Here is a 24,807-nt window from a genome sequence, read left to right on the forward strand (position 1 = left end):
CATGTCAATACTCGCCAAACACCAGATCATCGAGAAAAATGCCACCCTTCTGCTTGTCGGGTCGCTGTTGGTGGTCAGCATTGGCGGCATCGTCGAGATCGCGCCGCTGTTCTATCTCCAGAACACGATCGAGAAGGTGGAAGGCATGCGCCCGTACACGCCTCTCGAGCTGGCCGGGCGCAATATCTACATCCGCGAAGGCTGCTATCTCTGCCATAGCCAGATGATCCGACCGTTCCGCGACGAAGTGGAGCGTTACGGCCATTATTCGCTCGCCGCCGAGTCCATGTATGACCATCCGTTCCAGTGGGGCTCGAAGCGCACGGGACCGGATCTGGCGCGTGTCGGCGGTCGTTATTCCAATGAGTGGCACGTCCAGCATCTGTCCAACCCGCGCGAGGTGGTGCCGGAGTCGATCATGCCTACTTACGCCTTTCTCAAGGAGAGGGAGGTCACGGTTAAGGATATCGGCATGGATCTCAAGGCGAACGAGGATGTCGGCGTACCCTATAGCCAAGACATGCTGGCGAATGCGGAAGCCGACATGCGGGCGCAAGCCGATCCAAACGCAAATACGACGGATCTGCTGGCGCGATATCCGAAAGCGAAGGTCGGCGATTTCGATGGCGATGCCGCCAGGCTGACCGAGGTGGACGCGCTCGTCGCATATCTGCAAATGCTCGGAACGCTGGTTGATTTCTCGACTTACGACGATGCCACCGGCTATCGCTGAGGTGCCTCCGTGGAAACATACACTGCAATGCGTCACTTCGCCGACAGTTGGGGGCTCCTCGCACTGGCCTTGTTTTTCGTGGGGGCTATAGCCTTCACGCTCCGGCCAGGCAGCAAAAAAGGCGCCAACGAAGCCGCTGACATACCTTTAAAGGACGATTGAGATGTCGGACAAACCTATAGACGAACTCAGCGGCGTCGAAACAACGGGCCATGAGTGGGACGGCATCCGCGAACTCAACAATCCCATGCCCAGATGGTGGGTGTGGACATTCTATGCCACGATCCTCTGGGCCGTCGGCTATGCCATCGCCTATCCCTCCATACCCCTGATCAGGGATACCACCAAAGGACTGATCGGGTTCTCAAGCCGGGCTGAACTGCAGCACGAAATGAACAACGCCAAGATTGAGCAGGCTCGCCTCGATGTTCTGATCGCCGCGAAATCCGTTGAAGAAATCGATGCCGACCCAACGCTGCGTGAGTTTGCAATTGCAGGCGGCGCCTCGGCCTTCAAGGTCAATTGCGCGCCGTGTCATGGCTCCGGTGCCACCGGCGCTCCGGGGTTTCCCAATCTAAACGACGACGATTGGCTATGGGGCGGCAGTCTTCCCGCCATTCAACAGACAATCGCTCATGGCATCCGCTTCGATGCCGATCCCGAGACGCATGTCTCTGAGATGCCCGCCTTCGGTGATGTACTCGAACGCACCCAGATACGCCAGGTAGCCGCTTACATTTGGGCCTTGACCAACACAGTTTCCGATCCGGCAGCGGCCGACGCCGGCAAGCAGGTATTCCTCGACAATTGCGCCGTCTGTCATGGCGAAGACGACAGGGGAAAACAGGAGTTTGGCGCACCAAATCTCGCCGACGCGATCTGGCTTAAGGGGCGAGGGGAGCAAGCGATCATCCGCCAGGTGACCCTGCCCAAACACGGCGTTATGCCAGCTTGGTCTGCCCGGCTGGGCGAAACCACCGTGAAGGAGTTGACGGTGTTTGTTCATTCCTTGGGCGGTGGAAAATAGAAAAGAAAAATCACGAATTCACGTGCATCACAATCTTTATGGCCTGATGGCCAGGGTGCCGAACTCGGGTTAACGCGATTTCCCGCTTGCCAGAAGTCTGATTCCCTATGGCCTCGATGATTCGGAGGGCATGGTGATGAACGTTGTGGCATTGGAGGGATTTGAGAAGTCGCGATTGAAGCTGTTGCTCGATCATCTCGGTGAGATCGAGGACGTTCGCGATCCCTGGCGTGTCGCCTACCGGTTGCGGGAAGTGCTGTTTCTGGTGGTTTGCGGCACGATCTGCGACTGTGAAGATTATGATTTGATTTCGGAATGGGGCGAACAGCATCTGGATTTCCTGCGCCGCTTTCTGCCCTATGATCATGGGGTTCCGGGCGGGCGTTGGTTGACGATCCTGATGAACCGGATCGATCCGGCGCTGTTTTCGGCCGCCTTCACCGACTGGGTGCGCGAAAGCTGGCCCGACAAGCCGGATTTCATTGCCATCGACGGCAAGACCTCGCGCCGCAGCCATGACCGCGGCGCGGGCAAGGCGGCGCTACATCTGGTTTCGGCCTATGCGACGACCCGGCGGCTGGTTCTGGCGCAGGAAGCGGTCGATGCCAAGAGCAACGAGACGACGGCAATTCCGGTTATTCTGGAAAGGCTTGGCGCAAATGGCGGACTTGCCGGCGCCATCGTGTCGATCGATGCGATCGCCACCAACCCAACCATCGCCACCGCCATTGCCGGTCAGGGGGCCGATTACCTGCTGGCGGTCAAGGCCAATCAGCCGACGTTGCGCGCCGAAATGCAACGCTATTTCGAGGATGCACCGGACGGGGCGCTCAACACTGATATCGATGTCGACAAGGGCCATGGCCGCATCGAGCAGCGGTTCGTTACCGTCTCGAGCGAGACCGATTGGCTGACAGGAGGCCGGCGCTTTCCCGGCGAACTGCGCCTGCCCGGCGCAAGGACGCTGATCCGCGTCCAGTCCCGCACCGAGTTGAAGGATCGCTGCCGGTTCGATACCCGCTACTTCATCTCCTCGGCCAGTCTCGACGCAAAGACCGCCGCCCAGGCCGTCCGCGGTCACTGGCTCATCGAAAATGCGCTGCACTGGACGCTCGACGTCGTCTTCCGCGACGACCAATCCCGACTGCGCAAGGGCCATGGTGCCCACAACATGGCCATCGTCAGACACTTCGCCATCAATCTCGTGCGTGCCGTCGCCGACAAGAAATCCATCAAGCTCCGCAGAAAACGCGCCGGATGGAATACCGAATATCTACAAACAATCCTCGGAGCGCTCACCCGTTAACCCGGATTCGGTGCCCTGGCCTGATGGCGATACGGTCAGCAGTCGATCACGATCTTGTCTCTCTACGCAATGCGGTTGCGTTCGGACAGCCAGAAAACTTGCTCGTAGAACTGAAAAAGTTAGCAGCGTTTTGATTTCACTCAACGATCGCAAGCTAGCAAGCTGCTATTCTCCGGGCCTGGAGGACGTCCCTTCGTGCTGTGGCTCGTAGTTCCTCCGGGCCACACCCCCCTCCCGGAGTGTGGCTCTCCTTTTGATTGAGCCGATAGGCTTGCTTTTTCTCTCCCGGACTTGCGTCGAGAACGCTTGGTTCGTCAAATGCAGGATGAGGATCATCAACAGGATGGTATGCGATGATCCTCACCATAGCTCCCATGACAGGTGACGATCGCATCGAACGGACAGGCGCCGACGACGTTGGTGTCCGGCGCAACCGTCAGCCGCTTTATGCCGCGCGAAAGAAAGTGTTTCCAAAGCGAGCGCAGGGTCGGTTCCGGCGATTCAAATGGATCGTCATGCTGATCACGCTCGGCATCTACCATCTTTCTCCGTGGATTCGCTGGGACCGAGGTCCATATGCGCCCGACCAGGCGATTCTCATCGACCTCGCCTCTCGTCGCTTCTTCTTCTTTTTCATCGAGATATGGCCACAGGAGTTCTTCTATGTGGCCGGTCTGCTTGTCATGGCTGGCTTTGGCCTGTTTCTCGTAACGTCGGCGGTGGGGCGGGCATGGTGTGGTTATGCCTGTCCACAGACGGTATGGGTCGATGTCTTCCTTGTCGTGGAACGCGCGATCGAAGGTGATCGCAACGCGCGCATGAAACTCGATGCGAGTCCCTGGACACCGGACAAGATTGCAAAGCGGGTCGCCATACATGGCATATGGGTTCTTATCGGCGTCCTCACAGGCGGCGTATGGATCTTCTATTTCGCGGATGCGCCATCCCTTGCTGTTGCCTTATTCAAGGGCCAGGCGCCGGCCGTCGCCTATGCCACGGTCGCCCTTCTCACCTCGACCACTTACATTCTTGGCGGGCTGATGAGGGAACAGGTCTGCACCTACATGTGTCCGTGGCCCCGCATCCAGGGCGCGATGCTGGACGAAAATTCCCTCGTCGTGACCTACAACGACTGGCGCGGTGAGCCGCGCTCCCGTCACGCCAAAAAAGCCCAAGCGGCGGGCCTGGCTACCGGCGATTGCGTGGACTGCAACGCTTGCGTTGCCGTCTGTCCGATGGGGATAGATATCCGCGACGGTCAGCAAATGGAATGCATCACCTGCGCCTTGTGCATCGACGCCTGCGACGGTGTGATGAATAAGCTCGATAAGCCACGCGGCGTGATCTCCTATGCGACGCTAAGCGAGTATGCCGCGAACATGAACCTGGCGACGAATGGTGGCGCGAGCCCTGTGCAACCGCATCTCGTGCGAAACGCCGATGGCGACTTCATCGAGAATATCCAGCACTTCAACTGGCGCGTGATCTTCAGGCCGCGCGTTCTTTTCTATGCGGCTGTTTGGGCAGCGATCGGGGTGGCGATGCTCGTGCATTTGGCGCTCCGGGAGCGGCTGGAACTGAACGTGGTTCACGACCGCAATCCGCAATATGTCCTGGAGTCCGATGGATCGATCCGCAACGGCTATACGCTTCGCGTGCTCAATATGGTGCCGATGCCGAGGAGAATCGATATCCGACTGGACGGCGCGGAGGGAGCGACGATGAAGATCCCCGAACTCTCGAAGGAGGAAGGCCGGCACTTCACCGTCGATGTGGATCCGGACGCGGCCACCTCGCTCAAAGTGTTCGTCACGCAAAAGGCCAAGCCGGAAACAATCAAGGAATTCCTGTTCGTCATAGAGGACGAAAATCATGCGGATCGGGCTACGCACCGGGCCGCCTTCAACGTGCCGGGAGCGCCGAAATGAGAAGCCAAGTTATCACCGGAGGTCCCTTCACCGGCCGCCATATGCTGATCGTCATTGTTGCGTTCTTCGCCGTGGTGATCGGAGTGAACGTGACGATGGCAGTTCTCGCTTCCACGAGCTGGAGCGGGCTTGTGGTGGAAAATACCTATGTGGCAAGCCAGGAATTCAACGGCAAGGCCGCCGCCATGCGTGCTATGGCGAGCAGCGGCATTTCGGGCGATCTGTTACTGCGCCGCGATGTCATTCAGTACGATATTCATAACCGTGACGGGTCGCCGGCGGTGGTTGACGACGTGACGCTGACGTTCAGAAGGCCCGTGGGCGACCGGGAGGACTTCGCGCTTGCACTGACGAAGACAAGCGAAGGCCATTTCGAAGCGAAACATCGCATTGAGGGAGGCGACTGGATCGTGGAAACCGTCTCGCGCAGAGACGGTGTCACGGTAATGCATGAGGTTAGGCGCATCGACACGGCGGAGTTTGGACAATGACCTGCTGCACGATGGACGCGGAAAGCGTCATGACAACGAGCAATAGCTGCGCCAGTGCCGAGGAGATCGTCCTCGCCAGCCATCCGCTGGGGGAGGGCCTTCGTCAATTGGACCTCAGCGTTCCCGATATGCACTGTGGCGCTTGCATTTCGACCATTGAACGGTCCTTATGCAGGTTACCCTATGTAACGCGCGCCCGGGTCAACCTGACTGCGCGGCGGGTCAGTTGCACCTATGTCGAGCACCTTGATAATGCTGTCGTCGATCCGTCGGGTATTCTGTCCGCGATCACCGAAGCCGGGTACCGGGCGCATATTTTCACTCCCGCCGCGCCCCAGACGAATAGTCTGCGCAATCAATTGCTCTTGGCCGTTGGTGTCTGCGGCTTTGCCGCAGCCAATATCATGCTGCTCTCGGTATCGGTCTGGTCCGGTGCAGATGCAGCAACGCGAGACCTGTTTCATTGGATTTCCGCGATGATTACAGCGCCGGCCCTAATTTATGGCGGCCGTTTCTTTTTTCGATCGGCTTGGAATGCCTTGAAGAATGGGCGCACCAACATGGATGTGCCGATTTCGCTCGCTGTCACGCTCTCCTATGCCGTATCGTTGTGGGAGACGATCCATCACGGAGAGCATGCATGGTTTGACGCCTCCGTGTCGCTGCTGTTCTTCCTGCTCATTGGCCGCACGCTCGACCACATCATGCGGCAAAAGGCGCGAGCCGCGGTCAACAGCCTGGCGAGACTTGCGCCACGCGGCGCGCTGGTGATAGCTGCCGATGGGAGCAAGCGCTACACCGCGATTGAAGATATCAGCATCGGTGATCATGTTTTCATCGCTGCCGGCGAACGCATCCCCGTCGACGGCGCCGTGACCGCAGGTACGAGCGAGCTGGATCTCTCTATTGTCACGGGCGAAAGTATACCAGTTGCTGTCGCGAACAGCGCGGAGGTGAGATCTGGTGCGATGAACCTCATGGCGTCATTGACCATTCGCGCGACGAAGACGGCGCAAAACTCGCTGCTTGCGGAAACCATCAACCTTATGGAGGCAGCAGAAGGAGGCAGGGCGCGCTATCGCAGGGTCGCGGATCGTGCAGCCGGCCTTTACGCTCCGGCGGTTCATTTACTTGCGCTGCTTTCCTTTCTTGCCTGGGGCTCCCTTGGTGGAGATTGGAAGCATGCCATGCTTGTCGCCGTCGCGGTGCTGATCATCACTTGTCCTTGCGCGCTTGGTCTAGCAGTGCCGGTCGTCCAGGTTGTTGCCGCAGGCAACCTGTTTCGCCGCGGCATCATGATCAAGGACGGCTCCGCTTTGGAGCGTCTCGCGGAAATCGATGCCGTCGCGTTTGACAAGACCGGCACGTTGACGATGGGCCAGCCGCGGCTCGTCGAGATGGTGGATGTGGGGTCGGAGGAAAGGGCGATCGCGGCCGGAATTGCTGCGCATTCCCGCCATCCGCTCTCTCAGGCGTTGCTGCGGAGTGCCGGCGGCAAGGGGCAACGGTTCGACAGCGTCGTCGAGATACCGGGCGCGGGCCTGGAAGTCGAAACCGCCAGGGGGCTATATCGTCTCGGCCATATGGAGTTCGCTTGTTCGATCCCGCCCCGAGAAGAAAAAGAAGCGGATGACTCGCTCTCCGAGGTCGTTCTGTCGAGGAACGGTATCGCACTTGCCCGATTCTATTTCGAAGACACGCTTCGCCCCGGAGTAGCCGTAGCCATTCGTCAGCTCGGTCTTGCAGGGCTGCAGACGATGATCCTGTCTGGCGATCGGCAAGCCGTCGTCGAGTCGACAGCGCGGCTATTGCATGTGGATCGCTGGATTGCGGAATTGGATCCGAAACAGAAAGTGGAAGAGTGCACACGCTTGGCCGAGGCGGGCAACAAGGTCATGATGGTTGGTGACGGCATCAACGATGCGCCGGCACTTACGGCGGCGCATGTGTCGATGGCTCCCGCGACTGCGTCCGACATTGGCCGACAGGCGGCAGACCTGGTTTTCCTGAATGACCGTCTCGACGCGGTTCCGGAGGCGATCTGCGTCGCGCGGCGCGCGGCAGCTTTGATCCGTCAGAACTTCGCCCTTGCCATCGGTTACAATGTGCTCGCTGTTCCCATCGCTATCGCGGGCTATGCGACGCCGCTTATCGCCGCCGTCGCCATGTCGTCGTCTTCGCTGATCGTCGTGACGAATGCATTGCGACTCAACCACTGGAATCGGCGGGAGCAACTTAGGCATGATGGCAAACATGCAGCCTCAGCAGGAGGGTCCATATGAATATGCTGATCTATTTGATCCCGCTGGCATTGTTCATGGGTACGCTCGGGCTGGGAGGCTTTCTGTGGTCGCTAAAGAGCGGACAGTATGATGATTTGGAAGGGGCTTCGTGGCGCATCTTAGTGAGTGAGGATAATGCGCCCGAGGGGGCGCAACAATCGACAAGCGCCAGTGCAGATGACCCGACGAAACTGCTAAATTCCCAACTGCCTGGAATCCACAGACGGTCTTACACGAAGAGGTTTTTCCGAAATGACGATTCGAAACCGCGTTGAATTGCGCGAGGCTTTCTGCCCGGATAATCCAACACGTCTCATGCCAAACGTCATTCAAGTGACTGAAACGTTGCGAAATTGCCACACAAGGCCAGGGTTTGTCTGCGACAGGCAGTCCAATTTTCTTTAGTTGAGCCGCCTCAAATCCTGACGTGCCAGCCGATGTTACTGCTCCTCGATTCACGAATTTCAGATCGAAGGAGACAAGAATGACTTCCAAGGACATCATACGGGTCATCATCGCTACTGCAATATTGGGTATCGTGAGCACCGCGCACGCTGCCGATCTGACGACACCACCAAGTAGGGCTCCCATTCCCGCGGCAGCCAACAGAAACCCATGGCAGATGCGGCTGCGCGCGCTTGGTGTGATCACTACTGACTCTGGGCGCGTCGACGGCTTGCCGGGTTCGGATCTTTCCTTTTCGGACACGGTCGTGCCGGAATTCGACATCTCGTATTTCTTCACCGAGAATATCGCCGCTGAACTCATCCTGGGCACAACCTACGCTAAGGTGCATGGCGGCGGCTCGATTTCAGCGCTCGGCGAGATCGGCAAGACTTGGCTGCTGCCGCCAACGCTCACCCTACAATACCATTTCACCGACCTTGGCGCTTTTCGGCCATATGTCGGCGCCGGCCTCAACTATACGCTGTTTTACAACCAGTCGGGAAAAAGTGCTCGCAGCCTTGATGTCAAGAACTCCTTCGGTGTCGCGCTCCAGGCCGGCTTCGACTATATGATCGACGATCACTGGGGTGTGAACGTCGACGCCAAAAAGATCTTCCTAAGGCCTGATTTCGACGCCAACGTCGGCGGGGCCAACGTCAGCGGCAAGGCCAGGCTCGATCCATGGCTGCTTGGCGCGGGCGTAACCTATCGTTTCTAGGCCCTCATAAAATCGCTTGGTGTTTAGCGACTTGCGTCATCCAAGGCTCGACCAGCGTTTGGATGGCGTTGGCGTTAGTGATGCTGGGTACGTGCATGCCGACTTGGTCATCAACTTTATGAGAAGATCAAGGTCAACTCGAAGTGGAGTAACTTGAGAAATGGACAAATTCGCAAGCAAGTCACAGCACCGCCGAGCACCCAAAGAGTTCACTTGAGCCTCGTATCCAGGTGCGGCCCGAATTCTGCTCGTACGAATATCGCACGACATCGACGCCGAGGCGCAAAAGGAGGGGCTGGATTACGTAGTCGCAAATGCCCGTAAGGGGGCGATCTCTATATGCCTATGGGAGCATGACATTGCGGGTTCTCGTTAAGGGCGCCGGAATTGCCGGCCTAACAGTAGCACGTCAACTGTGCGCGCGCGGCGCTCACGTAACAGTCTCCGACCCGCATCTTGGATTCGGGCGCTCTGCATCCTGGCTCGCCGGCGGCATGCTGGCGCCCTGGTGCGAGCGGGTAAACGCCGACGAGAGAGTAATGACGTTGGGGAAAATGGCCGTGGAATGGTGGGATGCCGTCGTGCCCGGCCAAGTCATTCATAAAGGGACACTGGTCGCCGCACCTCAGCGGGATTCGGGCGAACTCGGCCGCTTTGCGGCCCGTACGTCTGGGTATGAATGGTTGGACGAAGATGGCATAGCCGAGCTGGATCCCGCCCTTGCACAGCGTTTTCGCAGGGGTCTGTTCTTCCAACATGAAGCTCATCTGAACCCCCGTCAGGCGCTACGGACGTTGAAAGAGCTGCTGTCGGCAGCAGGCGTCGTCTTTACTAGCGATGATGTGAGCGAAGACGATTTCCCCGATATCGTTGATTGCACCGGTGCTGCCCGCATCGGGCAAAGTCGCGATCTGCGCGGCGTGCGCGGCGAAATGCTCTATCTGCATACAGAGGAGGTCATGCTCGCCAGCCCTATCCGCCTGCTGCATCCTCGCTTTCCCGTCTATGTCGTCCCTCGCGGCGAAGGCCTGTTTATGGTCGGGGCGACGATGATCGAGACGGAATTCGACGGGGCGATCACCGCACGCTCGACGATGGAACTGCTGAACGCAGCCTATACACTGCATCCGGCCTTTGCGGACGCCACCGTGGTCGAAACTGGCGCCGGCATCCGCCCGGCCTTTCCCGACAATTTTCCGCGCGTGATGCGGGACGGCAGAGTCATCCACGTGAACGGCCTTTATCGCCACGGTTTTCTGCTGGCGCCCACAATGGCGGCCGAAGCGGCCGATCTCGTCTTTTCCGATCGGACGAAGCAAAGGAGTTTCCAATGCACCTGATCATCAATGGCGAAACGCAGTCCATCGCCGCTAAGACGCTTTCGCAGCTTTTGGCCGCACTCGACCATGAAGGCGACTGGCTGGCAACAGCCGCCAACGGCGAACTGGTTCATCGCGAAGATCGCGACGAACATATTTTCGCCGACTATGACAGGATCGAGATACTGACACCCATGCAAGGAGGCTGATCGTGCTCGATCTCTATGGAAGCCAGATTGGGTCACCCTGCTGCTCGGCACCGCCCGCTATCCCTCGCCAGCCGTCCTAGCCCATGCGGTCACGCGCGCCGCAGAGTCTTGATCGCATCGGGGATCGAAGGCGCGAATCGGCAGCATAGCGCTTGTGGTGATCGTCGGCTGACTGTGGAACGCGTCGCCGGTCTTCGAGAACGGGGCGGATAGTGCTGCAGTGGTGAGGGATACTCTATTGCATGCGAATCCTAACATTACAGTTGCATTTTAGTTTTCAGGTGAGCTCGTCGAGCGGCAGCCTGATGGGCGCGCCTCCAGCATGACCATGCGATGATGTAGGCTGGCTTTATGCGACGCTTGGCGAGCCTAGTGGCGATGCGCCGGATCTCCTGGACGGACCAGCGGATCAGATCTTGATGGTCGGCATCCTCGGTCTTTTTTGGGGCGTCGCACCGTTGGCGCGGTACCGGATCACCGCCAGCATAGCGAATGCGAGCATGACGAGAGAGACGTGGCGATGCCAGCCATGCCATGATCGGGTCTCATTGTGATCGAGACCGAGCTCGTTCTTGGCAGTCTCGAAGCTATCTTCGATCGCCCAACGATGGCCTTCCACCGTCACCAGCTTTTCCATGGACGTGCCAACCGGGCACCATGTGGAGAAGAAAGCAAGATCGCCATCGGCGATGTTGCGGCGGATCAGCAGTCCGCGTGTCCAGATACCGGGGAATGCCGCGTCGAAAACATCGGCGTCGAGATCGGCCAGTTCGAGATACACCCAATCATGCAACCGAGCGCCTTTGGTGCCATCGCCTGCCGACAGGCGTCTCCAGGCATTCTCAGGCAAGGCTTTAGCGATGTCCTTTGCCGTGCCAGCCACAGCAAGCGGCTTACCCCAGGAGCGGAAGGGATGGTTGGCGTTCACGCCCAGCACATAGCCCTTGGCGGCTCGCTTGAGTGCTATTTCGATGTCGCCTACGCCATAAACACTGTCGGCAGCCACCCAGGAAAATGGCGCATCCGAAGCGATCGCCCGCTCGATCATCGTGAGCGCCAATGCCGGCTTGGTCAGAAAGCTGACACTGTCGGGCACATGGGCTCTCGCCAGGCGATCCCGGTCATCCGTCCAGGCTTTCGGCAGATAGAGCGCCCGGTCGATGAAGGCATGACCATGCCGGGAGACATACGATGCGAACACGCCGATCTGGCAATTGGTGATCTTGCCCGCCGATCCAGTATATTGCCGACCAACCCCGCAGGACGCCTTGCCCTGCTTCAGAAAACCAGTCTCGTCGATCACCAGGACTGCATCAGGATCAGCCAGTGTCTCAAGCGCATAGACACGAACGATGTCGCGCAAAGCATCCGCATCCCAGTGTCCCCGGCCCAAAATCGCCTGCTGCCGCCACGGGCCGGGATCGCCAGCCGCTTCCGCGCGCATCCATCCCGTCTTGCGCCGCTCGTCACCCAGCAAGCCGTCCAGAAAAAGGTTTGCCGATGCGGCAACGCGCTCCTGCGTAAACAATCCGCTCATACGACCCTTCACCTCGCGCAGTGAGGATGCCCAAAGCTCCAGCGTCGTCTCGATTGATGCACCGATCATCCATGACCTCCGAATCATGGAGACCTATAGATTCAGACCATGGATAAATGCGCAACTGTAATGCTAAGCTGAACCAGGCGATGGATCGGAGTAAAGAGGCCTAGAGGTGCCCTAAACAACATCGCGCATTGGGAGCCGAAGCGCCGAGACACTGCACCCATGCCTGAAACGAAAAAATTTTGAACCAGCAAACAAAATGGACGCTGCGGCAAAATTCGGGATGCGTGGCTAACGACACGTCACGGTTAATCTTTTAGAAAATAAGCATAATCGCAGTGCAGTTAAGAGAGAAATGCAGGACAGGTCTACAACAAGTCAACCTTCAGGGGACGTCTCATGGAACCTCATCTACCCACAACAATACAGATCAGCGCCCCTCAACATGCCGCGAATAATCCATATCGCGTCATCGAGGGCGAGGAGGTGCTTTCCGTGGCATTCCGTGAATTCGTGCTGACGGCCGTCGCTGCCGGTTGGAAGGAGCCGGAGGTCGCTTTGACCTTGGCCGACATCGCAGATGACTACGTTATGGCTCTCGCTCGAAGAGCTGCGGCCAATTAGTATTGAGTTCCATCTGCGTTCGTCTGTGGTATCCCGCAAGATGGCTGTTAACAACTCTTCATCCAGCCGGCCGGCAAGTCGCTTAAGACGAGATGGTTTGCCGGCGGTATAACATGCCGAAGGGCTCCCGTTGCATTGTTGCAAAGAGAAACCTCAGGCCGTCTTGCTATAATGGCGCCCCGATTCCCTCACATAGGCATCGAAAGCTGCTGCAACGGCGCGGATCAGGAAGCGCCCGTCTTCTCGCAAACGAATGATGCCGCCCGCGTTTTCGATTATTCCGTCGCTCTCGAGCATCGAGAGCCTGGGGTTGCCGTTAAGAAGCGCGTGTGGGTCAAAACCGTATGTGACGGCCAACGCCGGGACGTCGACCTGCAAGTCGCACATCAGGCGTTCGATGATACTTGCCCGCAGGCGATCTTCGGCCGACAAGCGCCAGCCTTTCGTTGTGGCCAAGCGGCCGGATGCGATCCGCTTTCCGTAACGATTGGGAAGTACCTCGTTTTGAACATAGCCGCCTGGCATGCGGCCAATAGCTGACGAACCCAAGCCGATAAGTGCCTCACAAGCATCGGTCGTATAGCCCTGAAAGTTGCGATGCAATTGCCCGTCTGTCTGCGCGGTTGCTAAACTGTCGTGCGGCCTGGCGAAATGATCGATCCCGATGCGGCGGTAGCCTGCCGCAACAAGGTGTTCCGAAATTGCCTTTGCCTGGGAAATACGGCTTTGCGCATTGGCGAGAGCGGCTTCGTCGATTAGCCGTTGATGCTTCTTGAAGGAAGGTACATGCGCATAACCGAAGACTGCGAAACGGTCCGGCCGCATCTCGATCGCTGCCTTGGCCGTTTCGATGCAGGATTGAACCGTCTGGTTTGGCAGGCCATACATAAGATCGAAATTGATGCTGGCGATGCGCGCCCGGCGCAGCTTAAAAACCGCCTCCATTGTCTGTTCTTTACTTTGGGTGCGGTTGATCGCCCTTTGGACCGTCGGATCAAAGGTCTGTACCCCGATACTAGCGCGGTGCACCCCTACTTCCCCGAGAACCGTCGCCATCTCCTGATCTAGCGTCCTCGGATCGATCTCCAACGCGATTTGGGCCGAACCGGTGAACTCGAACTGCTTGTGCAGAAGCTCAATAAGCTCAAACATTTTCTTCGGCCCGATGGTCGTTGGCGTTCCTCCACCAAAATGCAGATGGTCGATCCTAACCGGCGCCCCGGTCCTTGCGGACACGAGGCGTACTTCCTCGCGCAGCATCCGCAGGTAGTCGACGATCGGTCGGCTATTGCGCGCATTCGTGGTGTGACATCCGCAATACCAGCATATCGACGGACAAAACGGGATGTGCACGTAAAGCGATGCCGCTTTCTCCAGCGAGACAGCGCTAAGCCAATTCTCATAAGTGCTATCGTCAACGTTGGGGGAGAAACACGGCGATGTCGGATAGCTAGTGTAGCGGGGTAGGCGCTCATCGCCGTATTTTTCAATAAGTGCCGATTGCATGCGAAATCCTTCTACGGAGTACTGGCTAGAATGCGGCCATTCTAGGCACACGCTTTGCATGGCTCTTTGATCTTCAACAAAGAGCGCGACGGATTTCTTTGAATTATTTTCAAAATCGCGGCGCCGAGGCAAAGGAGGCGCAGCATACTCGATGAAAAGAGTTCAGCTTAGTTTTGATCTGCCAGCGAGATGCGCGGCATGATGACAGTACCTTTTTCCCTGGTGGATCACAAAATGCATTCACAAGGCGCTGGCGGGCTCGCTTGGATGCTTGTCCGGTGGCGGGGCAGACCGATCGTCGCCTATAGTGTCGCCGCCGCTGCTCCATTCGGCGTCCTCGCACTGAGATTGGCCCTGTCGCAGTTCACCAGCGACGATCTTACCCTATTGCCGTTCATTCCCGCTATTCTCGTGGTCGCAATCATCGGCGGCGGAAAGCCGATTTCTCTAGCGGCGGGCATGTCGCTTGGCGCTGATGTCCTTGTTCAGCGGCTGAGCGATGCGGCTTACGCGACGGTCTTTGAACTGGTTTCCTTTGGCGTTGCGGTGCTTCTGATTGCTTGTCTGGGAGAGGTGTTGCAGGCGACGAGACATGCCATCATCGAGAGTGAGATTGCCCCCACTGCGCATCTGACATCGATATTGGACAAAGTGCCCGATGCGATGGTGATCACGACCCGCGACGGTAAAATTGTGTCCTTCAACGCCGCCGTCTTGCGGCAGTTCGGGTATGCAGAACAAGAGCTCGTTGGCGCGAACCTGCGACTGCTGATGCCTGATCCTTTTCGCGCCGTCCACGGCAGCCATATGCAACGGCAACTTGGAAGGGGCGAAAAGCGCGTTCTCGCAGATCAAGCAGTTGTCGGACGCAGGAAGAACGGATCGACGTTTCCCCTCAAGTTAACCGCGAGCCAGCTGGAATCGGGTGGTGGCTTATTTTTCATCGGCTTCCTAAGAGACCTTACGGAGCGGGAAGAGGCTGCTGCTCACCAGCAGCGGATCCAGGCGGAATTGGCAAGATTGGCCCGCCTGAGCGAAATGGGCGAAATGGCATCCGCCCTTGCGCATGAGCTGAACGAACCGCTGTCGGCGATCGCAAATTACGCTTTCGGGTGTACGAAGCTCTTGAGCGACATGGACAACAATGTCCCAACGGTCATGAGAAACGCTTTGCAGGAGATTGAACGTCAGTCCCTTAGAGCGGCAAAAATTATCAAACATCTCAGAGAGTTCGTCACGACAGGTGAAACGGAAAAGGGCCTCGAAAATATCCGCACGCTGGTGGAGGAAGCAGGCGTCCTTGCGCTTGTAGGTTCCCGAGAAAAAGGCGTCAGGACTGTCTTCGAATACGTGCCCGGCGCCGAGATGGTGATGGTCGATCGTGTTCAGGTCGAACAGGTCATCATTAATTTGATGCGAAACGCCATAGAAGCTATGCGCCACGTCGAGCATCGTGAGCTTACGATCCGCACGATGCCCACGCAGGAGGATGAAGTCGCCGTTATCGTGGAAGACACCGGCAAAGGCATTCCGGAAGAAATTGCCGCGGAGCTCTTCGAGCCATTCGTCACGACAAAGCCAAGTGGAATGGGTGTCGGCCTTGCGATCTCGAAACGTATTGTCGAGGCCCATGGAGGTGAAATGACGGTCTCAAGAAACGCGGCTGGCGGAGCTACTTTCCAGTTCACGCTTCCCGCCTATACGGAAGGACAAACGTGTGAAACCGACTGACTATACGATCCATATTGTCGATGATGAAGAGCCGGCGCGCAAATCGTTTGCCTTCATGCTGACCATGAACGGCTATGCCGTCAAGGTGCATCAATCGGGAGCCTTGTTTCTTTCCTTTGCGCCGGGCATCCACAACGGAATTCTTGTTACGGATCTCAGAATGCCAGAGATGTCAGGTATAGATCTCATCCGTCAGCTTAGCGTGAAAAAGATCTCAATTCCGTCAATCGTGATCAGCGGACATGGCGATGTGCCGGTGGCAGTTGAGGCGATGAAAGCCGGTGCGGTCGACTTCATAGAGAAACCCTGCGAAGACGCCGTTATCATTGAGGCGATCGAACGAGCGTCGGACCATTTACATGTTAATGGCGCTAACGTCGACGAGAGCCTTGCCATTCAAGCGCGCATCGAAACCTTGAGCGAGAGGGAGCGCCAAGTGCTTCTTGCCGTCGTGGTCGGCCTTCCGAACAAGTCGATTGCACATGATCTGAATATTAGCCGCCGCACGGTGGAGGTTCATCGCGCCCGCGTCATGTCGAAAATGAGAGCAAAAAGCATCCCGCATCTGGTTCGTATGGCTGTTGCGGTGGAGATGGGGCCCTTCTAGCTTCGTAGTGTTGATCTCGCCGCATTCGGGGTCCTGCCGTAACCTTGCGAACGGGAAGGGTCGTCATGGCATCTGTTTTCCCAAAAACTCTAAATTGATCGTCATTGCTCGATGACGGGATTATATAATCGAAGGCAACTTTGGAGGCGCTTTCGCGGACTTAGCGGGCCCATCCTGCGCGTCGAGACGTCTTTGCCGAAAGACTCGCCCGCATTATTTTCTGACCGGGCGGCGCCACGATTTCTTATGACGACGACAAGCTGCTGCCTCTAGTGATGAACACCCTTCGAAAGGGATCGGAATAAATCGCCGGCAATTCGCACGAGATGCCGGTTAAGTGTTTACCCTTAGTGATAAAACCGAATTTATCGCTCCCATAAGAACCGGCAATCTTGCCCCGGAACATGGGGAATACCAGATGCAGCCGAAATTCATGCCCGCAGCACAGCCTTGGACCTCGCCGACGAAAATTGTGGGGCCGCAAATTGGGGGAGCGCACATCGCCGTCACATATGAGCGCGGCCAAGAGATATACGCTCAGGGCGGGAGCGCCGATAAGTGCTATCGGGTTTCTACCGGAGCTGTTCAGGTATGTCGCATCCTTTCCAACGGGGGGAGGCAGGTCGTCTCCTTCCATGTCGCGGGGGAAATGTTCGGCTTCGAAGCTGGCTCTCAGCATCGTTACTTTGCCGAAGCGCTCGCCCTGACAAGAATAGTGGCGTTTGAACAGGGCCTTGCTCAGCAGCGGCATTTGCCGGAACTCCTTGCACTTGCTCTTGAAGCTATGGAACGTGCTCAGGAACACCTTCTGCTTATCGGACGGCAGTCTGCGATTGAACGGGTGGCCACATTTTTGTTGGATCTCTGCGAGCGCCTGGGAGGCACTCGGCAGTTTAGATTGGCCATGTCGCGGCAGGACATTGCGGACTATCTCGCCTTGACGATCGAGACGGTATCGCGTGCCATGAGCGAGTTGAAGGAACAAAGCATAATCAGCCTGCGACATGCGCGAATGGTCGACATTCGGAAGCCTGATGCACTTCGTTCGCTCTGTGGCCATGTTGCCGGACTATCTTAGCTCGGCGCGACCTGTGCAATGCAGGACGTTGCGGCCTTCGGGCGGAAAATCGCGATTTGCGCCCGCGTGTCATTTCATCTGGGACATTGTCTTGCGGGCCCACGTCAACTTGTTTCAGGTCCTTGTCTGGAACTGATGGCGTGGCCCGTAAACGACGGTCACCTTCCGTCAGGCGCGCTTCAGAGCCTGTCAGCAGGAGTTTTGTGGATCGATGCCGATCCCGTTGGTAACGACATCGGACATTCGGGCATTGGCCTGAACGGCACGACCGTCCCGCATCATCATCAGGAAACCCTCCGCCACCATGCCTGGAGCGAGGGGCCAGGTGCTGCCCCCAACAGGAAGGAGATCAGATCGTAGCGGCTGTCGTCCACCGCGAGATCCAAACCGAGAATGGCTTCTCCGTATTGCCTAATGGCCTCAAGACGCCGGCGCCGGCGGCGTCTGGAAAAGAAAAGAGGTCGCCCTTCGGCTGGATTGATCCGGTGGCTGAGATTATTGGCCGCCACCATGGCCTGTCGTCCCTGCCTGCGAACAGCGCCGTCCGCGAGCGTAGCGGAAGCCGGAACATGTCCCGGCAAGATCGATCGCACCTGCTATTTCGAAGGCCGATGCGGTGTGCGAGCAGGGTCAGCGCGGTGTCGTTACGAACGATGCCGCAGCCCTCAACGGCAGCCTCAGCGGCCTTCGCCGCACGTCCGCTGAGCGTCTCGGCATCGTCAAGCCAGTGGCGCGGGGATGCCGATCCGGCGCGCGATTCAGTCGGGTTCAAGGCCGAGCCCCGATTCAATCCGGGCATTCTTGACGCGTCAATCGGGCACCGCATGGCCGAGACCTACCAGAGAAGACGAGCGCTTCCCTGATAGCCGCCCAGCCCCCAGAAAGCCGCAGTAAGCCTTTCGCTTTGACGCTCTGCGAGCTTTACGATGCGCTCGACGACCGGTTCCGTCATTTAAAGACAGGCACTATCCCGTCCGCTTCGCGCGAGCAAGCCGGCCATCACAAATCGCTTGGTTTTACGCAACAACCGGAGAGGGATAGCCGATAAGGCTCTCTGGGAAAATCATCACCAGGGTACGGTCCTACTTTTCCTGCTAACCAAATGGGATATAAGCGGACACGAAGATGCGCCGACCCTTGGCTCGGCCGTTCACATCGGAACCAATGACGATTGCCGCTGACTTCATTAAGGAGCTTGAAGGATGTATTCGCGAATTCTCGCTGAATTTCAAGGGGATCGTGGTGGTTTGAAAATGGTCCCAGCGAGCAATCGTTTGTCGCTGATTAAATTAGATCGCCGATCTCGCAGCCGTGATTTGACTTCATCGTGCATCGGATTACTGAAGCAAATTGGCTAAGCTCTCTAAAGTTGTTATAACCTGACAATGTTCCCCTCGGAACGGACAGAAGACGACCTCAAAGGGGCAAAGGCAAGCAGTTCAAGTCCGTCCACGGCGATCCACGCTGACCGGCGATTGTTGAAAAATAGGGACAGGCGGTGACGCAAGATCTAGAAAGTTACAAAAGTGCGAGAGGCCTCGTAGATACCACCGATCCGGAAGTCGACAAGCCGATCTACCGCAAGCCCGGTTTTGACGGGAAAGTTGCGACGCTAGGAGATATGGAAGAACTGATCAGCGCATTTTTAAAAAAAACGCGCGAGGCCGAGGGCCTCGCTCGCGCGGATCTTGCGCCAATGCTCGGTCTGTCGACACCCGTGTACGGACGTTACGAGCGGGCGTTTTCAAGGATGACGGTCACCCGAATGATCCATCTCTGTGAAATTCTCGGCTTTATGCCCATAGATATGCTCTTTGAAGCGGCGCCCCATCTTTGGGGGCGCACGCCTGAGGAAGCCGAGGATCGTCTCACTCTGGACCGAATTATCAGAACCCTTCCGAGCGAGGCAAAGCGCGATCTCGTTCGGCTGCTGAAGCGTATGGTGCCTCAAGATAACGGGAGCTAATGAGACATCAATCGCAGGTAAGCTTGGCTGTCTGGTAGGCACTCCGGCAACGGACAGCGTCGGTCTTCACCGCGATCTCGCCGCAAAGTGGTTTTCATGATCATCTTTTTAAAGGAACCAGCGCCACAACTATAGAATCCTGGACCTCACACTCACTCGTTTTCCGGTCGGTCACCGCATGCGCCGACATCGTCGCTCACTTTGATCGTGGCGCATGAACAGTGTCGACTAGAACGCTGCACCGCTTAAGAGCGTGACCCACCAGTTAAGTTTGCCCGGCCATTCGAGTCCTTTGCTCAAGGTCGCGGCGAGCCGCCAGACCGAAGACCGAGCGGGTAAGATACAATCTGCCCGCGGCTGCGCGCTCGGCCATTGCGCGCAGATATCCGCCGGGCGAACTGACCTCCTGCCGATTTGCTTTTTCCAGAATAACTGCCACCGCCACCGCTGCTTGCTGTTCGCCCATTGCCTCCACGGCGCCACGGCGGGCATCCTCTGAGATCCCGACGAAGCGGCACAGCATCGGAGTCAGCCGAACAAACTCCTGGAAGCTCTTGGGAGTGCATCCAAGCTCCGCGAGGGCCGGGGCCGCCCGCAAGACATCCTTAAGCGCGATTAGAGCCTGCCGCTGAGGTTCTCGCTCGCTGACTGAGCCTCGCCAAAGGGTCGCGGTTTCTTCAAAAGCCGAGCTGCTGGCGGCGCTGGCTTTTGGAAAACTGTATTGTCCGACATGAGCCGAACCCTCTCGAACATTACTACTACGTTTTGATTGATAAGGAGGTGTAGTCTGTTTCTGCATGTCGTTTTCGACAGGCACGCATGTCGTTTTCCCTGCGCCGAGTTGGTCTTGAGGTCGCGGGTCAAGCCGCATCAGTCGGTCCATAGACCATTCAAGAAGGACAGTCGCACGACGCAGCATCCGGTTGGATGCTTTGGCAGCAATTCCGATATAATTGCTGATGCGCTCGACCCGGTCGGCAATGCGTTGGCGCATTGTTGCACTTACATCAGCGACAGCAGCGAGGGCACAACGGATATTGCGCAAGGCGCCTCGGTACCGTCGCAAGGCAGCTTCGGTCGCCCTCTTCTCCGCTCGGATGTCTTTTACGAGGCGAGTAAGCTCGCCATATCGCAGGACCAATATTCGAAGATCGACCCCGCATCCATCCGTTATGACGCCATCGCTGTTTCTGACGGGATATCGCTTATAGTTTCCACTGTCCTGCATCGTGATCAAACCCAGATCGAAAAGCTTGGAAAGCATTCGACTGACCCGGCCGGCCGAACGCCCGACCTCAAATGCCAATTGTCGGTTCGATTTGAACACGATTGGCCGCCCCGACGTATCGAAAGTATCGGCGGGGGCGGTGTTGATCAATATTAGCAACAGATGGCTTTCCGTTCCATTTATCAGGCCTGTGCAGGTCAGATTTTGAGCAAGCACAGCCAATTGGGCACGCGTCACCATTCCGATTTCTGCCGATTTTGCCCAGCGCCGGAATTCAGCCCTTTGGGGCGTTATCTTACGGCCGACCGGCCGTTGGCAGGTGGTCATATCTTCCATGTCCTCGTCTCCGTTCGGGACCAGGCAAAGCTCCGCCGTTCACCAAAGTGATGTTTTTTGTTGACAAGGAAGGAAGGGTCTGCGAGAAAGGTTTTGGCTAATTTATTCTCTTACAGACCCGCTTCCGGATTGCTTCGGGAGCGGTTTTTCTTTTTCTGGCCGGTTTTTTCTCTCCATTTCAAACCCGACGCACGCGTCGGGATGTTTGCGGTCGATACGCGAAAAGCATATCCCAACAAATCAATTTGGCGCAAGATATGTACGAGTTTGAGCTGCTACTTGAGGTCGCAGCGGGATAGTGACTAAACTAACGCATTGATTTTATTAATTGTTTTGAAAGTCTAAATGCCATTTCGATACCGTTTCGACCGATCAAATTTGGTTCGCCTTACGGACAAAATTCTCAAATTGGCCGATGCTCGGACATGGAGCCAATGACGCTTGACCGAAAACGCAATGCTCCTCCCGTACTTGACGTTGAGGATCAGCGTGCGAAACGTGGATGGCTGGATGAATAGCGACAGCCCGCTTTCCCAGCTGGTCATCATCGACCCGGGGGCTATCACAAGAGGCGGGAGGATTGTGCCGTGCGTGGTCGACGTAAACTCCATCCCCTCATTTTGGGTTTTGAGATCTGATCTCCTGGAGCAATGATTACCCGAGGTGCGTTGGATCGCCATCTCAGACCTGCAAACGGTGCGCGCGTTTTCCGGAGTTCCCTGAGATCTGCCAGCCTATTTAGCGGCAGCGCCACCGCAGCAAATTCATTAAGGGGTTGCCGCCTGGCAAATGAGTGAGTGAGTTGAAACCGAATACCTAAGCTTTTGCCGCCATGCCCGCGCGATCTTTCGCGAGCGTGGCGGTCGGATTTATTGTATCAAACCGCGATTTTCGCTCTCTTCGAGCACGGGAGAGCGACGATCAATGCGGACTTGCAAGCTTGCCAGTGCCCCGGCAACTATAAGACCCTTTGGCGTCATATCGCCGGCCGTGGCAAAGACTGGATCGAGCACCGGCCGGCAACATCGGAAGCGTGCCGCCGCATCCGCAATCGTGATCAATGGGGCACGATAAGGTTGTCCGCAGTCGCCTCCCACAAGGACAATTTTCCCCGCCAGAGGCTTTGGACAGCCATCAAAGATTGTAAAGGCGGTTAGCCCGTCACGCAACGCTTCTTCATCTACGAACAGCGAGTGCATATCGTCAAAGCGGATCATCTCGATTAGCCTGCTACCAATCAAGTCATAGATCGGAGCAATGCTTCCATCCTGAAGCTCAACCGCCCCAAAACGGGCGGTATCCGACTCTAACACGTACACGATATTTTTCATTTGCTTTAGCCTCCTATTTGAAGCGATCTCGTGCCCACAGAGATGAGGGAGAAGGGAGAGCTGTGATACCAACCATAGATAGCGGCGGCGCGACGCAATATGCTGTTCTCATAGGGCGTTGTAAATTGCCGTACGCGCCGATTTGGCACGTGTTTCGCAATCTGGACAGCTTTCCGGGTCGGCTGAAATTCTAAAGATTTGTACTGAAATCAGTTGAATCGAGCTGGTATTTCATAGGATACCTTTAGTGAGAACGCTTGAAGGTGAGCCAAATATATTTTGCGTTTTTTCGGCAAAAAAATGGAAAGCATTATGTCAGTCGACTCATTTTTTGAGCTGAGTATGCAATTTTCAGTAAGCGTAACGCGTGGAGAGCGCTGGATAACCCGATCGCCCGTCCCGACTTGTGACCTCAAAAAAACACGATCTGGAGGAGCCCATCTATGAACGGGTTTCGGCGATCCCCTCTGAGGCTGATGGCCTATCTCGCGTTCCCGCATGTCGATCATCAGACCTAAGCGACAGAGAGCCGCTTCGGGGTCGCAGTGAACAAAAACCACAGGAAAACCACCCTACAGATTCTAGACATCGCATTGATGCGTTTCTCACGATATCGGATCGGTCGGGAACGCCATGCCAGTGCGGTGCGTAACCTGGCGATAGCCAATTTGGTGCGATTGTGTTTTTTCTTGCACCAAGAGAAACCAGTGCCGATTTCAATTATGTATTGAAAAACAATAATAATATGCGAAATTAGTGCACGTTTGACGAATTCGCTTGATAGAAAGATGCGCCAAAAATGATCAAAAATGCAACGTTACAGGTTTTAACCTTAACGTTTTTCCGTATAAAAGAGATCTTGCGCGTTAACCCTCAGTCTCAGCAATGGCAGGTCCATCTTTGAAGCAATGGATTAAAGAACTCGGTTTACAGCAGGTCGTTGACCCACGCATAGACAAACCTGTCTATCGGAAGCCTTTTGATGGGCGAATTGTGCTTAGCGCCGAACTGGAAGAACAGATCTGCACCAGTCTTCGCGGCGCCCGCGACAGACGAAAACTGCCTCGATCGAAACTTGCGCCCCTGCTTGGGCTGAGCGAACAGGTTTACGGCCGCTACGAAAATAAGATCTCCCGCCTGACGGTATGCCGGCTAATTCATCTCTGTGAGGTTCTGGACGCCACTCCGGAGGAAATTATCGCGCCAGCAGCACCCCATCTCTGGGGTGGGACTGAAGCAAAAGCGGTTCTGCTATTGGCCTCAATCGAAAAGTTGCGGACCTTGGACGAAGAGACTCTGCGAGATGTTTTCAGCTTGTTAGGTCGCATAGGCGAGACCTGCGGCCAAAATGATGGCCAGACAGTAGGCGATCCTGAATGCCGCAATGGTGTCGAAATCGCAATTGGTAAGCAAATTGACGGCAGCAAATGACCGAAATGCGTTGCGCTAATTGAAGTAAATCCATCGTGACATTTCCCGGCCACTCCTCGAACATGTATTCTGCTGCTTTGTCCGCACTACCTATGGTAATACCAATCGGCATTGCTGCTGACTCTTGAGGGTTCACAAAACGCGATGAATCTGAATCCATGGTGCAAACGGGAGGTTTGCCATGGGATCAGCACTTCGGCTTCGGACGGATTATGTTGGCGATGACTTGCGCAAGGCGGCGCGGCTGTCGAAAGATGCCGCTCAGACGCGGCGGCTTCTGGCTCTCGCGCAGATTTATGATGGAGCGACGCGCGGCGAGGCCGCGAGAGTTGGTGGCGTGACTGTGCAGATCGTGCGGGACTGGGTCGAGCGCTTTAACACGCAAGGCCCTGAGGGTCTTTTAAACGTGAAGGCTCCGGGCAAGCGTCCGAAACTCAACGACGATCAGCGCCAGGAGCTTCGTCGTCTTGTGGAGAAGGGGCCGATCCCGGCGATTCACGGCGTTGTGCGCTGGCGGTTGAAGGACCTGGCACGCTTGATATTCGAGGACTATCGGATATCGCTGGACGAAAGCACCGTGGGACGTGAGTTGAAGGCCATGGGCTTTGCCAAGCTGTCTGCCCGTCCTCGCCACTATGCCCAGAACGAATTGGCGGTGGAGGATTTTAAAAAACGTATGGCCCGCCCGTCTGCAAGAAGATTTTACGGTGTTCTGATCAGTCTGCGTCAACGTATACGGTCTCATGGGTCGCCCCCATGGCCAAGATGGACATCCGCGCGTCTAGAGCCCCATAAGTTTCTCGGCATCATGTGCCATTTTTTAAACCGGGCTTTCCAAACGCCGATCGACTGTCAGGCCATCTTCACGATCCTTCCTGCAAACCTCATTGGGCTACGTGTGCGATAGCATGTTCCGACCCAATTATGCCGTCGCTACCAGGTAACCGCGTTCGAAGCGTGTCTCTT

Annotated in this window: 22 protein-coding genes and 1 pseudogene; 18 read left to right on the plus strand and 5 right to left on the minus strand. The window is 56.6% G+C overall.

Annotated elements, in window-relative coordinates; genetic code table 11:
- Window position 1 precedes the first annotated feature (1 nt).
- The 11 genes and pseudogenes from ccoO to thiS all read left to right on the plus strand — a co-directional run bounded on the left by ccoO (window position 2) and on the right by thiS (window position 10,460).
- A complete protein-coding gene (gene ccoO / locus PH547_RS31170) occupies window positions 2-733 on the plus strand; it encodes a cytochrome-c oxidase, cbb3-type subunit II (RefSeq protein ID WP_004125901.1) in 732 nt (243 codons plus the stop codon).
- A 9-nt stretch (window positions 734-742) separates the two neighbouring features.
- Entirely contained in the window at window positions 743-895 is a 153-nt protein-coding gene (locus PH547_RS31175) for a CcoQ/FixQ family Cbb3-type cytochrome c oxidase assembly chaperone (RefSeq protein ID WP_028755102.1), read from the plus strand.
- A 1-nt stretch (window position 896) separates the two neighbouring features.
- Window positions 897-1,760, plus strand: a complete 864-nt coding sequence (gene ccoP / locus PH547_RS31180; protein ID WP_004125903.1) for a cytochrome-c oxidase, cbb3-type subunit III — start codon at window positions 897-899, stop codon at window positions 1,758-1,760.
- A gap of 136 nt (window positions 1,761-1,896) precedes the next feature.
- Window positions 1,897-3,066, plus strand: coding sequence for an ISAs1 family transposase (locus PH547_RS31185; protein WP_028755415.1), 1,170 nt, complete (start codon window positions 1,897-1,899; stop codon window positions 3,064-3,066).
- Between the two features lie 353 nt (window positions 3,067-3,419).
- Window positions 3,420-4,994 (plus strand): cytochrome c oxidase accessory protein CcoG, encoded by a 1,575-nt coding sequence (gene ccoG / locus PH547_RS31190; RefSeq protein WP_120764289.1) that lies wholly within the window; start codon window positions 3,420-3,422, stop codon window positions 4,992-4,994.
- The gene (locus PH547_RS31195) at window positions 4,991-5,485 is read left to right on the plus strand and encodes a FixH family protein (RefSeq protein ID WP_184805579.1); all 495 of its coding nucleotides are present in this window, start codon (window positions 4,991-4,993) and stop codon (window positions 5,483-5,485) included. Before ccoG ends, PH547_RS31195 begins: the two co-directional genes overlap by 4 nt.
- Window positions 5,482-7,767, plus strand: coding sequence for a cation-translocating P-type ATPase (locus PH547_RS31200; RefSeq protein ID WP_004125906.1), 2,286 nt, complete (start codon window positions 5,482-5,484; stop codon window positions 7,765-7,767). The genes PH547_RS31195 and PH547_RS31200 overlap by 4 nt, the downstream gene beginning before the upstream one ends.
- Window positions 7,764-7,904: pseudogene (ccoS, locus tag PH547_RS31205) on the plus strand (cbb3-type cytochrome oxidase assembly protein CcoS); the annotation flags it as partial. The gene PH547_RS31200 and the pseudogene ccoS, both read left to right, overlap by 4 nt.
- Before the next feature lie 347 nt (window positions 7,905-8,251).
- Window positions 8,252-8,932: an OmpW/AlkL family protein gene (locus PH547_RS31210; RefSeq protein WP_004125911.1), complete on the plus strand. Its 681-nt coding sequence runs from the start codon at window positions 8,252-8,254 to the stop codon at window positions 8,930-8,932.
- Between the two features lie 359 nt (window positions 8,933-9,291).
- The gene (gene thiO / locus PH547_RS31215; protein WP_184805581.1) at window positions 9,292-10,272 is read left to right on the plus strand and encodes a glycine oxidase ThiO; all 981 of its coding nucleotides are present in this window, start codon (window positions 9,292-9,294) and stop codon (window positions 10,270-10,272) included.
- Window positions 10,263-10,460: a sulfur carrier protein ThiS gene (gene thiS, locus PH547_RS31220; protein WP_004125916.1), complete on the plus strand. Its 198-nt coding sequence runs from the start codon at window positions 10,263-10,265 to the stop codon at window positions 10,458-10,460. The genes thiO and thiS overlap by 10 nt, the downstream gene beginning before the upstream one ends.
- A 409-nt stretch (window positions 10,461-10,869) precedes the next feature.
- Here thiS and PH547_RS31225 read toward each other — a convergent pair whose 3' ends face one another.
- Window positions 10,870-12,084, minus strand: a complete 1,215-nt coding sequence (locus PH547_RS31225) for an IS701 family transposase (protein ID WP_184805583.1) — start codon at window positions 12,082-12,084, stop codon at window positions 10,870-10,872.
- 318 nt (window positions 12,085-12,402) lie between these two features.
- On the opposite strand from PH547_RS31225, the gene PH547_RS31230 reads away from it, so the two are divergent.
- A complete protein-coding gene (locus PH547_RS31230; protein ID WP_004125917.1) occupies window positions 12,403-12,627 on the plus strand; it encodes a hypothetical protein in 225 nt (74 codons plus the stop codon).
- Window positions 12,628-12,780: 153 nt separating this feature from the next.
- Here the strand turns inward: PH547_RS31230 and hemN are convergent, their stop codons facing one another.
- A complete protein-coding gene (hemN, locus tag PH547_RS31235; RefSeq protein ID WP_004125924.1) occupies window positions 12,781-14,133 on the minus strand; it encodes an oxygen-independent coproporphyrinogen III oxidase in 1,353 nt (450 codons plus the stop codon).
- Window positions 14,134-14,367: 234 nt separating this feature from the next.
- Here hemN and PH547_RS31240 point away from each other — a divergent pair, with 234 nt between their 5' ends.
- From PH547_RS31240 to PH547_RS31250, 3 genes are all read left to right on the plus strand, one after another.
- Window positions 14,368-15,864: a PAS domain-containing sensor histidine kinase gene (locus PH547_RS31240; protein ID WP_184462165.1), complete on the plus strand. Its 1,497-nt coding sequence runs from the start codon at window positions 14,368-14,370 to the stop codon at window positions 15,862-15,864.
- On the plus strand, window positions 15,851-16,471 hold the full coding sequence (fixJ, locus tag PH547_RS31245) for a response regulator FixJ (RefSeq protein ID WP_004125927.1): 621 nt from the start codon (window positions 15,851-15,853) through the stop codon (window positions 16,469-16,471). The genes PH547_RS31240 and fixJ overlap by 14 nt, the downstream gene beginning before the upstream one ends.
- A gap of 418 nt (window positions 16,472-16,889) precedes the next feature.
- Window positions 16,890-17,549: a helix-turn-helix domain-containing protein gene (locus PH547_RS31250; protein WP_184805585.1), complete on the plus strand. Its 660-nt coding sequence runs from the start codon at window positions 16,890-16,892 to the stop codon at window positions 17,547-17,549.
- A 284-nt stretch (window positions 17,550-17,833) separates the two neighbouring features.
- Here the strand turns inward: PH547_RS31250 and PH547_RS31255 are convergent, their stop codons facing one another.
- The gene (locus PH547_RS31255; protein WP_154668707.1) at window positions 17,834-18,061 is read right to left on the minus strand and encodes a hypothetical protein; all 228 of its coding nucleotides are present in this window, start codon (window positions 18,059-18,061) and stop codon (window positions 17,834-17,836) included.
- A 986-nt stretch (window positions 18,062-19,047) separates the two neighbouring features.
- Between PH547_RS31255 and PH547_RS31260 the strand changes: the two genes are divergently transcribed.
- Entirely contained in the window at window positions 19,048-19,515 is a 468-nt protein-coding gene (locus tag PH547_RS31260) for a helix-turn-helix transcriptional regulator (RefSeq protein WP_004125932.1), read from the plus strand.
- A 265-nt stretch (window positions 19,516-19,780) separates the two neighbouring features.
- On the opposite strand, the gene repC is transcribed toward PH547_RS31260, so the two are convergent.
- Entirely contained in the window at window positions 19,781-21,079 is a 1,299-nt protein-coding gene (gene repC / locus PH547_RS31265; protein ID WP_184805587.1) for a plasmid replication protein RepC, read from the minus strand.
- A gap of 869 nt (window positions 21,080-21,948) precedes the next feature.
- A complete protein-coding gene (locus PH547_RS31270) occupies window positions 21,949-22,410 on the minus strand; it encodes a DUF3846 domain-containing protein (RefSeq protein ID WP_004125939.1) in 462 nt (153 codons plus the stop codon).
- Window positions 22,411-23,295: 885 nt separating this feature from the next.
- On the opposite strand from PH547_RS31270, the gene PH547_RS31275 reads away from it, so the two are divergent.
- Window positions 23,296-23,841 (plus strand): helix-turn-helix domain-containing protein, encoded by a 546-nt coding sequence (locus PH547_RS31275; protein ID WP_004125942.1) that lies wholly within the window; start codon window positions 23,296-23,298, stop codon window positions 23,839-23,841.
- Between the two features lie 181 nt (window positions 23,842-24,022).
- Window positions 24,023-24,748: a helix-turn-helix domain-containing protein gene (locus PH547_RS31280; protein WP_120764250.1), complete on the plus strand. Its 726-nt coding sequence runs from the start codon at window positions 24,023-24,025 to the stop codon at window positions 24,746-24,748.
- The last annotated feature ends 59 nt before the right edge of the window (window positions 24,749-24,807 follow it).

Origin of the sequence: Rhizobium cerradonense, assembly GCF_030182455.1 — a bacterium.
Lineage (GTDB): Bacteria > Pseudomonadota > Alphaproteobacteria > Rhizobiales > Rhizobiaceae > Rhizobium.